Genomic DNA, 14500 nt, shown 5'->3' on the forward strand with positions numbered 1-14500 from the left:
CGATGCTCAGGCGGGCCGCGGCTATTTCTCTGTCCGTTGCGCTCGCCGTCGCTTTCGTGGTGACGGGATGCTCGGGTAGCGCCGCCTCGCAGATCGACTACGTCGTCGACGGCCGGCTGAGCACGTACAACGCCAACACCACCGTCGGGTTCGCGTCGGCCGGCGCGCAGGCGTTCGCCCGCACGCTGACCGGGTTCGGCTATCACGGTCCCGACGGACAGGTCGTCGCCGACCGCGACTTCGGCTCCGTCACGGTGGTGAGCGGTTCACCCCTGGTGCTCGACTACCAGATCGCCGACAACGCGGTGTACTCCGACGGCAAGCCGCTGACCTGCGATGACCTGGTGCTCGCCTGGGCCGCTCAGTCGGGCCGGTTTCCCGGGTTCGACGCCGCCACCCAGGCCGGCTACGTCGATATCGCCAACATCGAATGCATACCGGGACAGAAGAAGGCGCGGGTGTCGTTCGTCCCGGACCGCGGCGTCGTCGACTACAACCAGCTGTTCGCCGCGACCACGATGATGCCGTCGCACGTCATCGCCGACCAGCTGAATATCGACGTGACCGCGACGCTACTGGGCAAGAACGCGCAGTCGGTCGCACCGATCGCGCAACTGTGGAACACGACGTGGGACCTCAGGCCCGGTCTCAAACACGACGAGATCGTCAAGCGCTTCCCGTCGTCGGGACCGTACAAAATCGAATCGGTCCTCGACGACGGCGCCGTGGTGCTGGTCGCCAACGACCGGTGGTGGGGTCCCAAGGCGATCACCAAGCGGATCACGGTGTCGCCGCAGGCCCCCGACATCCAGGATCGGGTCAACAACCGCAGCGTCGACGTGGTGGATGTCGCGGCCGGGTCGCCGGGAACGCTGAACACCCCGGACAACTACGAGCGCACCGATTCGGCAGCGGCGGGCATTGAGCAGCTGTTCTTCGCGCCGCAGGGACCGCTGGCTCAGAACAACGATCGCCGCACGTTCGCGCTGTGCGTTCCCCGTGACGTGATCGCGCGCGACGCCGGGGTACCGATCGCCAACTCGCGGCTGTCTCCGGTCGCGGAGGACGCCGTCGCGCAGGCGGACGGTGCCGCCGAGGCGAGCCCGTACAACAAGGCGGACCCGGTCGCCGCCCGCGCCGCGCTGGGTGGCGCCCCGCTCGCGGTGCGAATCGGCTACCAGGGCCCCAACGCCCGGCTCGCGGTCACCGTCGGGACGATCACCAAGTCGTGCGCGGCCGCGGGCATCAATGTCACCAACGTCACACTCGACACCTCCGGACCCCAGGCGCTGCGGGACGGAAAGATCGATGTTCTGCTGGCCAGCACCGGTGGAGCCAGCGGCAGCGGGTCCACCGGATCTTCCTCGATGGACGCCTACGACCTGCACAGTGGCAACGGCAACAACCTGTCGGGGTATGCGAATCCGCAGGTCGACGGCATCATCGGTGAGCTCGCGGTGTCCGGCGACCCGGCCGCGCGGGTTCGCCTGCTTGCCGAGGGAGCCCCGGTACTGTGGGGTGATATGCCGACGTTGCCCCTGTATCGGCAGCAGCGCACGTTGCTGATGTCGAAAAAGATGTACGCAGTCAGCGCGAATCCGACCCGCTGGGGCGCGGGTTGGAACATGGACCGATGGGCTTTGATGCAGTGACGGATATTCGCGAGGATGCGGCCTTGGCCGACCTCATCGCGTCGTTGACCCGCGACGTCTCCAACTTTCCCAAGCGGGGCGTCCAGTTCAAAGACCTTACTCCGCTGTTCGCCGACCGAACGGCGATGAGCGCGGTGATCGACGCGCTGGCTGAAATCTCCGCCGGCTCGGATCTGGTCGCCGGGATCGAATCGCGGGGGTCGTTGGTGGCCGCTGCCGTCGCCGCCCGGCTCGGCACCGGCGTGCTGTCCATCCGCAAGGAGGGCAAGCTGCCGCCGCCGGTGCTCCACGAGAAGTACACCCGCGAGTACGGTCCCGCGGCGATCGAGATTCCCGCCGACGGTCTGGACTTGCGTGGCACCAACATCATGATCATCGACGATGTGCTGGCCACCGGTGGCACGCTCGGCGCGGCCAACCGGTTGCTCGAGCGAGCCCGGGCCATCGTGACCGGTGCTGCCGTGCTGGTGGAAATCACCGCGCTGGGCGGCCGGGAGGCGGTCGCGCCTTTGACGGTAGACAGCCTGAGCCGCGTTTAGAGGGGATATCCTCGAGGTCGGAGGTGACCAACGTGGCGGATGAGCAAGGCACGGCGCAAGCCGTTGTGCCGCCCATGGAGTCGCCAGTCTCGCCGCCCATCGACGCGCCAAGCGCGCCGGAGCCCCCGACCGAAACCCTGAAGACGTCCAGCAGCGCGTCGCGTCGCGTCCGCGCCCGGCTGGCCCGGCGGATAACCGCCCAGCGCAGCGCGTTCAATCCCGTGCTCGAGCCGCTGGTGGCGGTGCACCGGGAGGTATATCCGAAGGCGAACATCTCGATGCTCAACCGAGCCTTCGAGGTCGCCGACCAACGTCACGCCAGTCAACTGCGGCGCTCCGGTGATCCCTACATCACCCACCCGCTGGCCGTCGCCAACATTCTCGCCGAATTGGGGATGGACACAACCACTTTGGTGGCCGCGCTGCTGCACGACACCGTCGAGGACACGGGTTACACGCTGGAGGCGTTGAGCGAGGAATTCGGCGAAGAGGTAGGCCATCTCGTCGACGGCGTGACCAAGCTGGACCGCGTCGAGTTGGGCAACGCCGCCGAAGGCGAGACCATCCGCAAGATGATCACGGCGATGGCGCGTGACCCGCGGGTGCTGGTGATCAAGGTGGCCGACCGGCTGCACAACATGCGGACCATGCGCTTCCTGCCGCCGGAAAAGCAGGCGCGCAAATCCCGCGAGACCTTGGAAGTCATTGCGCCCCTTGCGCATCGGCTGGGTATGGCCAGCGTGAAGTGGGAGCTCGAAGACCTGTCGTTCGCGATCCTGCACCCGAAGAAGTACGAGGAGATCGTTCGTCTGGTCGCCGGGCGCGCGCCGTCTCGGGACACCTACCTGGCCAAGGTCCGCGCCGAAATCGTCGCCACCCTGTCCGCGTCGAAAATCAAAGCGACGGTTGAGGGCCGGCCCAAGCACTACTGGTCGATCTACCAGAAGATGATCGTCAAGGGCCGCGACTTCGACGACATCCACGACCTGGTCGGCATTCGCATCCTGTGCGACGAGATCCGGGACTGCTATGCCGCTGTGGGCGTGGTGCACTCGCTGTGGCAGCCGATGGCGGGGCGGTTCAAGGACTACATCGCACAGCCCAGATACGGCGTCTACCAATCACTGCACACCACGGTCGTCGGTCCGGAGGGCAAGCCGCTGGAGGTGCAGATCCGCACCCGCGACATGCACCGCACCGCCGAATACGGCATCGCCGCGCACTGGCGTTACAAGGAAGCCAAGGGCCGCAACGGTGTTCTGCATCCGCACGCCGCCGCCGAGATCGACGACATGGCCTGGATGCGGCAGCTGCTCGACTGGCAACGTGAGGCCGCGGACCCGGGCGAGTTCCTGGAGTCGTTGCGTTACGACCTTGCGGTGCAAGAGATTTTCGTGTTCACCCCCAAGGGTGATGTCGTCACCCTGCCGACCGGGTCGACGCCGGTGGACTTCGCCTATGCGGTGCACACCGAGGTCGGCCACCGCTGCATCGGCGCCCGGGTCAACGGGCGGCTGGTGGCACTGGAACGCAAGCTCGAAAACGGGGAAGTCGTTGAGGTTTTCACCTCCAAGGCGCCCAACGCCGGACCGTCGCGGGACTGGCAGCAGTTCGTGGTGTCGCCGCGGGCCAAGGCGAAGATCCGCCAGTGGTTCGCCAAGGAGCGGCGTGAGGAGGCGCTGGAGGCCGGCAAGGAAGCGATGGCCCGTGAGGTCCGTCGCGGCGGACTTCCGTTGCAGCGCTTGGTTAACGGCGAGGCCATGGCCGCGGTGGCCCGCGAGCTGCACTACACCGACGTGTCCGCGATGTACACCGCGATCGGTGAGGGGCATGTGTCGGCGCGCCACGTCGTGCAGCGGCTGCTCGCCGAGCTCGGCGGTATCGACCAGGCCGAAGAAGACCTCGCCGAAAGGTCCACGCCTACAACGATGTTGCGCCGCCCGCGCAGCACCGACGACGTCGGCGTCTCGGTCCCCGGCGCGCCCGGCGTGCTGACCAAGCTGGCCAAGTGCTGCACACCCGTGCCGGGCGATGCGATCATGGGATTCGTCACCCGCGGCGGTGGTGTCAGTGTGCACCGCACCGACTGCACCAACGCCGCGTCACTGCAGCAGCAGGCCGAGCGCATCATCGAGGTGCTCTGGGCGCCGTCGCCGTCGTCGGTGTTCCTGGTGGCCATTCAGGTCGAGGCGCTCGACCGGCACCGGTTGCTGTCGGATGTCACGCGGGTGCTCGCCGACGAGAAGGTGAACATCCTCTCCGCGTCGGTCACCACCTCGGGTGACCGGGTTGCGATCAGCCGCTTCACTTTTGAGATGGGTGACCCCAAGCATCTCGGGCACCTGCTCAATGTCGTGCGCAATGTCGAAGGCGTATACGACGTCTACCGCGTCACGTCTGCCGCGTAAGCCTCAGCCGATCCGCACCGAGGTGATCGTGACCGGGCTGGACGGCAGCCCGTCGTCACCGTTGCCGAGAACGCCGGCCTTCACGATCTTGTCGATCGTCGCCAGGCCCGCCTGATCGATCGTGCCGAAGACCGTGCAGTTCGGGTCGTTGATGCTGTCCTTGTAGGTCAGATTGAATTGGCTCCCGCTCGGATTGGGTCCGTTGAAGGGCGCCGTGGTGAGCGCCCCGCGCGGGTACAGCACGGGCTGCTTGTAGGCGGGATCGCCTGCGCTGTACTGGTTGGCGGGGTATTCGTTGGCGAACTCGTAGCCGGGGCCGCCGGTGCCTTCGGTGTCGGGCCCACCGCACTGCAGGATGCCGAAATCGGACTGGGTCATCAGCTTGCCGCATTGGGTGCCGTCGAAGAATTGCTGTTTTGCCAGGCTGACGAAGCTGTTCACCGTGCAGGGGGCCTTGTCGTTGTCCAGCGCGATGCCGATATCGCCGACGTTGGTGGAGATGGTCGCGTGGATCACCGGTGGATCGGTGGATATCTTGCCCGACGGCGGTGGGTTGACGGGCTTGACGGACGCTTCCTGCGACGCCGGGTACTGGCAGTTGGCGCCGAGGTCGGCCGGCGGGGCAAACGCCGGCAATGCCGGAACGGGCGCACCCGCCCCGGTTCCCGGTCTGGGCTCCTTGGTGTGCACCGGCAAGCGCATCGTCGTGCTTGTTGTGGCCGTTGAAGATCCACTGCCGCTGTGGGTCACCAGGACGACCACCAGCGTGATCACCGCGGCGAGCACCACGACCGATCCACCGACGATGCCCAAGATCAATCGCCGGGAATTCGCCGGTTGGGGCTGCTGCGATGCTCCGGGCTGGGGCGCGGGCGGTTGCGACGGCGGCGGGCTCCAGGCCGCGGTCGAGGTCGGGCTGCTCAGGGCCGCCCGAGCCGCCTGCGCCAGCTCGAGGGCCGTCTGGAAGCGCTGGTCGACATCCTTGGCCATGCCGCGGGCGACCACCGCGTCGAGGGCCTGCGATACGTCCGCCGAGGCTGCCGACGGTCGTGGCGGCGTGATGTTGAGATGCCCGTTGAGTTGCTCCTCCATGCTGTCGCCGGGGTAGGGCAGGCGCCCGGTCAGGCATTCGTAGAGCACGCAGGCCAAGGCGTAGACGTCGGCGCGGTGATCGGTAATACCCCGGAAGCGCTCGGGGGCCATGTAGGCCATCGTGCCCATCGTGTGGCCGGTGTGCGTCAGCACCGTGTCGGCGGCGGTGCGCGCGAGCCCGAAGTCGATCAGGTAGACGAAGTCGCGGGCCGACACCAGGATGTTGGACGGCTTGATGTCGCGGTGGATCAGGCCGACCTCGTGGGCCGTATCCAGTGCTGCCGCAACCTGTTCGATCACCGCGACGGCGCGCTCGGGGCTGAGCCGGCCACCGTTTTCGGCGATGTAGGCCAACAGGTCGCGGCCTTCGACCAGTCGCATGTCGACATAGAGCCGGCCGTCGATCTCGCCGTAGCTGTGAATCGGCACCATGTGCGGATCGCTCAGGCTCGCCGCGATGCGCGCCTCACGCCGGAACCGTTGCTGAAATTCGTCGTCCTCCGCCAGATGCGCGGGCAACACCTTGAGGGCAACCACCCGGTCGGTGAGGGTGTCGTGAGCGCGGAACACCTGTCCCATCCCGCCGCGCCCCAACAGGCCCTGTAGTTCGTAATGTCCGAATACTTCCGTCGACACCCAACGACCATAAGCCGTTGGGCGCGCCAAGTCGTGGGATCCGCGCCGTTAGCGCAACGGCTTTGGTGTTAGCCGACCCGCACCGAGTTGATCGTCACCGGAGACGTGGGAAGGCCGGTCGGCCGGTGGCCGGCGACTCCTGCCGCGGCGATCTTATCGAGGACCGCCAGGCCGGCCGCGTCGATGTTGCCGAGCACCGTGAACGTCGGCGGAGCCTCGGTGTCCTGGTAGAACATGACGAATTGGCTCCCGTTGGTGTTGGGCTCGTTGCTGGCCATGATCACGGCTCCGCGCGGGTACACCACGGTCGCCCGCAGCGCGGGATCTCCGGGCGGATATTGATTGGTGGGGTATTCGTCGGCGAATTCGTAACCGGGGCCGCCGTTGCCGTCCTTGTCCGGGCCACCGCACACCAGCGTCGCGCCGTCGGAGCCGGTGGACAGGCGTGGGCAGGTGGTGCCGTCGAAGAATTGTTGGCGGGCCAGGCTGACGAAGCTGTTCACCGTGCACGGTGACTCGTTGTTGGCGAGCGCGATGCCGATATCGCCGAAGTTGGTGGAAAGCGTGGCGGGAATCTGCGCCGGCGTAGTCGATACCCTGCCGGAGGAAGGCAGGGTGACCGGCTTGGGGGACGCATCCACGGAATCGCTGCCCACCGTTTGGTATTGGCAATTGGCACCCAGGTCAGGTGGCGGGGCAAAGGCCGGCAACGGCGGCGCGGCATTCCCGTCCGGGTTGGCCCGGGTCGTCGCCGCGCCCGGTCCGCCGAAGGTGGGTCCTTGCTTGGGCGACCTCGGGCGGGGTGCGGCGCTGGATGTCGCATTGTTCGACGAGGAATCGCCGTTGGTCACCAGGGCGACGACCAGCACCGTGACCATCGCGAGCGTGAAGAGCGACGCGGCGACGATGCCGATGATCAGGCCCCGGTTCGATTTCTGCGGCTCGGGTTGTGGCGGGGTATGGGCCGTCGGGGTGTGCGCGGAATGCGCAGGCGGCGGCACCGGCGTGGCTGCCGTTGCCGGGTAGGACGGCGGCGGCGGTGGCGGACCGGGCGGGACGGTGGCGCCATGGCCTGCCAGTGCGGCTTTGGCGGCCTCGGCGAACTCGATGGCCGTCTGGTAGCGGTGGTCGACATCTTTTGCCATGCCGCGGGCGACCACCTCATCCAGGGCGGGCGGGACGCCGGGCACGGTGAACGAGGCTCGTGGCGGCGGGGAGTTCAGATGCGCGTTGAGCTGTTCCTCGAAGGTGTCGCCGGGGTAGGGCAGATGCCCGGTCAGGCATTCGTAGAGCACGCAGGCCAGCGCGTAGACGTCGGCGCGGTGATCGGTTATGCCCCGGAAGCGCTCGGGGGCCATGTAGGCCATCGTGCCCATCGTGTGGCCGGTGTGGGTCAGCGCGGTGTCGGCGGCGGTGCGGGCCAGGCCGAAGTCGATCAGGTAGACGAAGTCGCGGGTGGACACCAGGATGTTGGACGGCTTGATGTCGCGGTGGATCAGGCCGACCTCGTGGGCCGTATCCAGTGCTGCCGCAACCTGTTCGATCACCGCGACGGCGCGCTCGGGGCTGAGCCGGCCACCGTTTTCGGCGATGTAGGCCAACAGGTCGCGGCCTTCGATCAGCCGCATGTCGACATACAGGCGGCCGTCGATCTCGCCGTAGCTGTGGATCGGCACCATGTGCGGGTCGTTCAGGCTCGCCGCGATGCGCGCCTCACGCCGGAAGCGCTGCTGAAATTCCTGGTCGTCTGCCAGATGCGCAGGCAGCACCTTGAGCGCGACGATGCGGTCCGTGCTGGTGTCATAGGCGCGAAATACCTGTCCCATGCCCCCGCGGCCCAGCAGCTCACGCAGTTCGTAATGTCCGAACGACTCCGTCACCACGCAATGACCTTAAGGTGTCGGCCCATCGGGGCACCAAATTTCACGAATCCGTAACGACTCGTGTTGCGCTGCCACGGGTTTAGTCCAGCAGGATCGACTTGATCGTGACTTCGCTGTTCGGTGCGCCGTCTTCACCGCCACCGTTGATGCCGCCCTTGGCGATCTTGTCGAGAACGGCCAGGCCGTCGGGCTGAATCGTGCCGAAGACGGTGTACTGCGGCGGCAGCTGAGAGTCCTTGTAGACCATGAAGAACTGGCTGCCGTTGGTGCCGGGTCCGGCGTTGGCCATCGCGAGGGTGCCGCGCGGGTAGAGCACGGGTTCGCGCAGCTTGGGGTCGTTCGGCGGGTACTGGTCGGTCGGATACTCGTTGGCGAACTGGTAACCCGGTCCGCCGGTGCCGTCACCCTTGGGATCACCGCATTGCAGGACGCCCAGCGTGTCCGAGGTGGTCAGGCGGTGGCACTTGGTGTTGTCGAAGTACTTCTGCCCGATCAAGCTCGCGAAACTGTTGACCGTACAAGGTGATTCGTTGTTGGCCAGCATCAGGCCGATGTTGCCCTGGCTGGTCGCCATGCTGGCGCTCACCTGCGCGGGATCGGTCGGCACCTTGCCGGTGCGCGGCGGCTTGACCGGCTTGGCGGCCGGATCCGTCGACGGCGGGTACTGGCAGTTGGCGCCCACGGTGTCCGACGGTTTGAAGGCCGGCAGCGGCGGAACCGGCGGAACCTGACCGGTTTGCGGAGTCGTCGTGCCCGACGTCGCCGGCGAGTTGGTCGTCGTCGGCGCCGCCGTGTCGTGCTTGTGCTTGTTGTTCGTGTTGATCACGGTGATCACCACCGCGGCGATCACCGCGACGGCCGCGACCACGCCGCCGGCGATGACTAAGACGCGGCGCCTGCGGGCTTGCTTCGCGCGGCGTTCGAGCTGCCGTTCGAGTTTGCGCTTGGCGTTGGCGCGTCGCTGTTCGTTGGTCGGCACGGCCGGTATGCCTCCATGCTCGTCAGTGGGGGCGGGTTAGCAGGCTCAGGCTAATCGGGGCGGCGCGAGCGGTGTCAAGTGGCCCCCGTGGGAAAATGACAAACGTGTTGATCACCGGATTTCCCGCCGGCATGTTGCAGTGCAACTGCTACGTGCTGGCCGAGCGCCCCGGTACGGACGCCGTGATCGTGGATCCGGGGCAGCGAGCGATGGCGCCGCTGCGGCGGATTCTTGACCAGAATCGGCTCACTCCGGCCGCCGTGCTGCTCACCCACGGGCACATCGACCACATCTGGTCTGCTCAGAAGGTGTCCGACAGCTACGGCTGCCCGACCTACATTCATCCCGAAGACCGCTTCATGCTCAAAGACCCGATCTTCGGCATGGGGCCGCGGCTGGCGCAGCTGATGACGGGTGCGTTCTTCCGCGAGCCTAAGCAGGTGGTCGAACTGGACCGCGACGGCGACAAGATCGACCTGGGCAACGTCAGCGTCAACGTCGATCACACTCCCGGGCACACCCGCGGATCGGTGGTCTTCCGGGTCGCGCAGGCCGCCAAGTCCGACGCCGATGTGGTGTTCACCGGCGACACCCTGTTCGAGCGCTCGGTGGGCCGTACCGACCTGTTCGGCGGCAGCGGTCGCGATTTGCTGACCTCGATCATCGACAAGCTCCTGGTGCTCGACGACAACACCGTGGTGCTGCCCGGCCACGGGGCTGCGACCACGATCGGCGCCGAGCGACGTTTCAATCCGTTCCTCGAAGGCCTGGCCGGATGACGGAATTCTCGTCATTCACCGCGTTTTCCGGGCCCAAGGGCGTGCCCGACTATGTCCCGCCGGACTCGGCACAGTTCGTCGCGGTGCGCTCCGGCCTGCTCGGCGCCGCCCGCCGGGCCGGCTATGGCGACATCGAGCTGCCCATCTTCGAGGACACCGGGCTGTTCGCCCGCGGCGTCGGTGAATCCACCGACGTGGTGTCCAAGGAGATGTACACCTTCGCCGACCGCGGTGACCGCTCCGTGACGCTGCGGCCGGAGGGCACCGCCGGGGTGGTACGCGCGGTGATCGAGCACGGCCTGGACCGCGGCGCGCTGCCCGTCAAACTCTGTTACGCCGGGCCGTTTTTCCGCTACGAGCGTCCTCAGGCCGGCCGGTATCGCCAGCTGCAGCAGGTGGGCGTGGAGGCGATCGGCGTCGACGACCCGGCGCTGGACGCCGAAGTGATCGCGATTGCCGACGGCGGGTTCCGGTCGCTGGGCCTGGACGGGTTCCGGCTGGAGATCACCTCGCTGGGCGATGAGAGTTGCCGCCCGCAGTACCGGGAACTGTTGCAGGAGTTCCTGTTAAGTCTCGATCTGGACGAGGAAACCCAGCGACGCGCGCAGATCAACCCGCTGCGCGTGCTCGACGACAAACGGCCCGAGGTGAAGGCCATGACGGCCGATGCCCCGGTGCTGCTCGACCACCTGTCCGATGCGGCCAAGCAGCACTTCGACACGGTGCTGGCCCATCTCGACGCGCTGGGGGTGCCCTATGCCATCAACCCGCGGATGGTGCGGGGGCTGGACTACTACACCAAAACCACGTTCGAGTTCGTGCACGACGGGCTCGGCGCCCAGTCGGGCATCGGTGGCGGTGGCCGCTACGACGGGCTGATGCGCCAGCTCGGCGGACAGGACCTGTCCGGCATCGGATTCGGGCTCGGAGTGGACCGCACGCTGCTGGCACTACGGGCGGAGGGCCGCAGCGTGGGGGAGACCACGCGCTGCGACGTCTTCGGTGTGCCGTTGAGCGAGGCGGCCAAGCTGCGGCTGGCGGTGCTGGGCGGTGAGCTGCGCGCCGCCGGTGTCCGGGTCGATATGGCCTACGGCGATCGCGGGCTCAAGGGTGCGATGCGCGCGGCCGACCGGTCCGGTGCCGGTTTCGCGCTGGTCGCCGGTGAGCGCGATCTGGAGTCCGGCACGATCGGCGTCAAGGATCTCGCGACCGGGGAGCAGGTGTCGGTGCCGCTCGATTCGGTTGTCGCCGAGGTGCTTTCACGGCTCGGGCGTTGAGTTCAACGGATCTTCGGGACCACTTCCCAGTCTTTGATATCGGCGGCGGGCCCGAATACATCCCTGGGCACGTCGGGCGATAACGGTTGGCCGGACCGCACCCGATGAGGCCAGTCCCGGTTGGCCAGCGCCGGTTTGGCCAGGGCGACAACATCGGCGGCGCCGGAATCGATGATCGCGGCGGCGTCCCGGGGGTCGTCGAGATGGCCGTTGGCGATTATCGACAGCCCGCTGTATTGCTTCGCGAGCTGCGCGAGCGATTTGTCGGATTCGGCGAATGCTGGTGCCAGCGCCCGATATTCGGTGGTGTGGATGTAGTCGATGCCGGTTTCGGCCAGAGTGCCGAATATGGTGGCCGCGTCGCCCTCGGCGCCGGCCCACCGGTGGTGATTGTCGGACACCTTTCCCTGGGAGATCCGGATACCGACGGCGATGTCGCCGTTGAGGGCCGACACGACGTCATGGCAGACCTCGGCCGCCAGGCGCACTCGATTGGCGATACTGCCGCCGTAGCGGTCGGTGCGCGTATTCAGGTAGTCAGTGAGGAATTCGTCGAGCAGATAGCCGTTTGCGCCGTGGATCTCGACGCCGTCGAACCCGGCGTCGCGCGCCTGCCGTGCCGCATTGACGAAGGCGGAGCGGACTTGGCTGATGTGCTCGGTGGTCATCGCTTGGGGAATTTGGAATGGCCCACAGCCGCGGTACATCGGCAGTTGCGCGCCTTTCGGGCGTATTGCGGCCGGCCCCCAGGTCGTCGTTGTGTGCGGGTTACCTTGCGACTGGCTGCCGGCGTGCATGAGTTGGGCGAAGTATTTGGCCCCGCTGTCATGGACGCCGTCGACGACCCGCTGCCAGGCCGCCGCGTGACCGGAGTTCGCGATGCCGGGTTGGAAGAGGTACCCCTGACTGGTCAGGTCGTCGATGTAGAGCCCTTCGGTGATCAACAGAGCGAAGCCGCCCTGGGCGAATGCGCGGTAGTAAGCAGCCATTCGGTCGGTGGGCAGACCGTCGGCCGTCGCGCTCACTCGTGTCATCGGCGCCAGGGCCACGCGATTGGCGAGGTCGACGTTGCCGATGGTCGCCGCGGTGAACAGGTTCTGATGCGGCGGGTCTACGTGGTCGGGCACGAGGTCATCCTTGCCTTTAGGATTGCCGCATTCTTTCGCGACGAAGTTGAAAGAGATTCACCGCGGACAACGACATAACGAGCAGGGGAATAATCGGGGGCTTTATTTTCAGGGGAAGCACGTCGGCCGGCACCTGCGGGTGCAAGTGCACATAGGTGGCACCCCCCATGTTGGCAATCAGCCCCGCCGAGGCGCCGGCGACGATCGGGCGAAACAGGTTCGACGGCTTCCGACTGAGCCAGGAACCGGAAAGCAGACCGAGGCCGATGGATATTTCTCCGGCGATGCCCATGGGGATGCTGAGTCGCGGGAGGCCACTTTTGGTGATCTGAACATCGAACCACGTCCGAAATGGCTCGAAAAATTTCAAGACGCCAAACAGGAACGTCGTGGAACCCAGAAACATCGAGTTATAGGTCAAGACCCGGTTATCCGAATTCGGCTTCACCATTTCCTCCCCGTGTTGCTCAACGCGCGTCCGGATGCTCGGTGATGTAGCGGATGAAGCCGATCACATCGTCGGCGACCAACCGGCCGATGGCGCCGCTCGAGTAGACGGCGAGCCGCACCGTCCCGTCCGGCGCCAAGATGAAGCCGGTCGATTGCAGAAAGTGCGGGTCGTCGTTGACGTAGGCGCCCGTCGCCGCGGCGATCGTGTCGGCGTTCGCGCTGTGGCCGACCGGGAAGCGCAGCTTGCGCTTGGAGACCAGCTCCGCGGAGGTCTGCGCATCGTCGACAGACAAAGCGACGACCTTGACCCCCAGCTCGGTCAGGGTGTCGAGGGCGCGAGAGAACGCGGCGAGCTGAGCGTTGCAGTATGGGCACCACGACCCGCGGTACATCAAGACGACGCCGTAGGAACCGGCGAGATCGCCGGGCAGCGAGATCGTGCCGCCACCGACGGCGGGGACCTCGAGCGCGGGGAACTGCTGGCCGTAGTTCAGGCGAGACACGTCAACCTTCCGGAGGGGGTAGCAGGTTACGTGGCCAGATTCTGCTGAAGCCAAAGTGGACTATCAAGTCCAATTCGCTCTAAGCTTTCCGGCATGTCCTCACATGACCGCCCCGGTGTTACGCGACTGACGACTCGTGGTGCGGCGACCAGAGCCCGCATCGTCGCTGCGGCGGCATCACTGGTCCGCAGACAGGGGGTCGCCGGGACGAGCCTGGACGACGTGATGGCGGCGACCGAGACCAGCAAGTCGCAGCTGTACCACTACTTCGCCAACAAGGACGACCTCATCGGCGAGGTGGTGAAAACCCAACTCGGCCAGGTCATCGCGGCCCAGCAGCCCAATCTGGGCGAGGTCTCTTCGTGGGAGGGCCTGCAGCGGTGGTGTGATCATGTCGTCGCCATGACCCGTGCGACGCAAGGTGTCGGGGGTTGTCCGCTGGGCTCGCTGGTGGGCGAGCTAGCCGAGCGGTCCGATTCGGCCCGCCAGGAGCTTGCCCAGGCGTTCGCCGAGTGGCAGTCGTATCTATCCGCGGGCTTGGCGATCATGCGCGATAGCGGCGAACTCTCCGCGGATGCCGAACCCGCCGACCTCGCATTGACCGTGATGAGTGCGCTGCAAGGCGGACTGCTGATGGCGCAGACCATGCGCAGCGCCCGACCCGTCGAACTCGCCGTCAACATGGCGCTCGGACACATCGCCGCCTACCGGCGCGGCCAGACCAAATTCAGCGAATCTCCAAAGAGCTAGCCGCTCTTATTGTACGGTCGTGCAAGATTGCGCGGGACAGGCGTCGTCGCCGCGTTGTAGGCCGCCGGTGAGGAGACGTTCGTGGAACGTGCTGAGATCCAGGGCAGGACAACCGCTCCGCGGGTGAAATCATTCCGCGATTTCTCCAGCGTCCGGGTGGAGTGCACGACGCTGGGCGGGTCGCCCGCGCTGGGGTCGTTGTCGGTACCACCGGCGTGGCCGAAGGCCAGCCCACGGCCCGACGACCCGCCGCCCGCCGGCGTGAAGGGTAAGCCGCCGGGGCTTACCTACCAAGACGGGCTGATGGGTGTCATGACCGGGCGGGCCGTCCTGGCTCCTCAACCGGAGCAGTTGTTAACCGACGAGGCGTGACGGCGGCGGCACTCCAAATCACTTGTGCCACATGCGTTTCAGGCCGATTTTTG

Annotated in this window: 13 protein-coding genes; 7 read left to right on the forward strand and 6 right to left on the reverse strand. The window is 66.6% G+C overall.

Annotation, left to right across the window (positions count from 1 at the left end; all coding sequences use genetic code 11):
• Positions 1–2 precede the first annotated feature (2 nt).
• From SKC41_RS25395 to SKC41_RS25405, 3 genes are read left to right on the forward strand one after another with little or no spacing between them, the layout of a single operon-like run.
• Positions 3–1652 carry an ABC transporter substrate-binding protein gene (locus SKC41_RS25395; protein WP_330980443.1) on the forward strand — a complete coding sequence of 550 codons (1650 nt, stop codon included), beginning with the start codon at positions 3–5 and terminating at the stop codon, positions 1650–1652.
• Entirely contained in the window at positions 1649–2191 is a 543-nt protein-coding gene (locus SKC41_RS25400) for an adenine phosphoribosyltransferase (protein WP_442931803.1), read from the forward strand. The genes SKC41_RS25395 and SKC41_RS25400 overlap by 4 nt, the downstream gene beginning before the upstream one ends.
• A gap of 32 nt (positions 2192–2223) precedes the next feature.
• On the forward strand, positions 2224–4599 hold the full coding sequence (locus SKC41_RS25405) for a RelA/SpoT family protein (RefSeq protein WP_330980445.1): 2376 nt from the start codon (positions 2224–2226) through the stop codon (positions 4597–4599).
• Positions 4600–4602: 3 nt separating this feature from the next.
• On the opposite strand, the gene SKC41_RS25410 is transcribed toward SKC41_RS25405, so the two are convergent.
• From SKC41_RS25410 to SKC41_RS25420, 3 genes are all read right to left on the reverse strand, one after another.
• A complete protein-coding gene (locus SKC41_RS25410) occupies positions 4603–6327 on the reverse strand; it encodes a protein kinase domain-containing protein (protein WP_330980446.1) in 1725 nt (574 codons plus the stop codon).
• A gap of 68 nt (positions 6328–6395) precedes the next feature.
• Entirely contained in the window at positions 6396–8207 is a 1812-nt protein-coding gene (locus tag SKC41_RS25415) for a protein kinase domain-containing protein (RefSeq protein ID WP_442931788.1), read from the reverse strand.
• Positions 8208–8289: 82 nt separating this feature from the next.
• Complete coding sequence (locus tag SKC41_RS25420; protein ID WP_330980447.1) at positions 8290–9189, reverse strand: peptidylprolyl isomerase; 900 nt, start codon at positions 9187–9189, stop codon at positions 8290–8292.
• 104 nt (positions 9190–9293) lie between these two features.
• Here SKC41_RS25420 and SKC41_RS25425 point away from each other — a divergent pair, with 104 nt between their 5' ends.
• Positions 9294–9968 (forward strand): MBL fold metallo-hydrolase, encoded by a 675-nt coding sequence (locus SKC41_RS25425; protein WP_330980612.1) that lies wholly within the window; start codon positions 9294–9296, stop codon positions 9966–9968.
• Complete coding sequence (gene hisS / locus SKC41_RS25430; protein WP_330980448.1) at positions 9965–11245, forward strand: histidine--tRNA ligase; 1281 nt, start codon at positions 9965–9967, stop codon at positions 11243–11245. The genes SKC41_RS25425 and hisS overlap by 4 nt, the downstream gene beginning before the upstream one ends.
• A 2-nt stretch (positions 11246–11247) precedes the next feature.
• Here hisS and SKC41_RS25435 read toward each other — a convergent pair whose 3' ends face one another.
• Genes SKC41_RS25435 through SKC41_RS25445 form a run of 3 tightly spaced genes read right to left on the reverse strand, consistent with a single transcriptional unit; the run spans position 11248 to position 13325 of the window.
• On the reverse strand, positions 11248–12372 hold the full coding sequence (locus SKC41_RS25435; protein ID WP_330980449.1) for an NADH:flavin oxidoreductase: 1125 nt from the start codon (positions 12370–12372) through the stop codon (positions 11248–11250).
• A gap of 16 nt (positions 12373–12388) precedes the next feature.
• Complete coding sequence (locus tag SKC41_RS25440) at positions 12389–12820, reverse strand: hypothetical protein (RefSeq protein ID WP_330980450.1); 432 nt, start codon at positions 12818–12820, stop codon at positions 12389–12391.
• A 19-nt stretch (positions 12821–12839) separates the two neighbouring features.
• A complete protein-coding gene (locus SKC41_RS25445) occupies positions 12840–13325 on the reverse strand; it encodes a peroxiredoxin family protein (RefSeq protein WP_330980451.1) in 486 nt (161 codons plus the stop codon).
• Positions 13326–13418: 93 nt separating this feature from the next.
• Here SKC41_RS25445 and SKC41_RS25450 point away from each other — a divergent pair, with 93 nt between their 5' ends.
• Positions 13419–14075, forward strand: coding sequence for a TetR/AcrR family transcriptional regulator (locus tag SKC41_RS25450; protein WP_330980452.1), 657 nt, complete (start codon positions 13419–13421; stop codon positions 14073–14075).
• Between the two features lie 81 nt (positions 14076–14156).
• Positions 14157–14447 (forward strand): hypothetical protein, encoded by a 291-nt coding sequence (locus SKC41_RS25455; RefSeq protein WP_330980453.1) that lies wholly within the window; start codon positions 14157–14159, stop codon positions 14445–14447.
• Positions 14448–14500 lie beyond the last annotated feature (53 nt).

The sequence above is a fragment of the Mycobacterium sp. 050128 genome (assembly GCF_036409155.1).
Taxonomy (GTDB): domain Bacteria; phylum Actinomycetota; class Actinomycetes; order Mycobacteriales; family Mycobacteriaceae; genus Mycobacterium.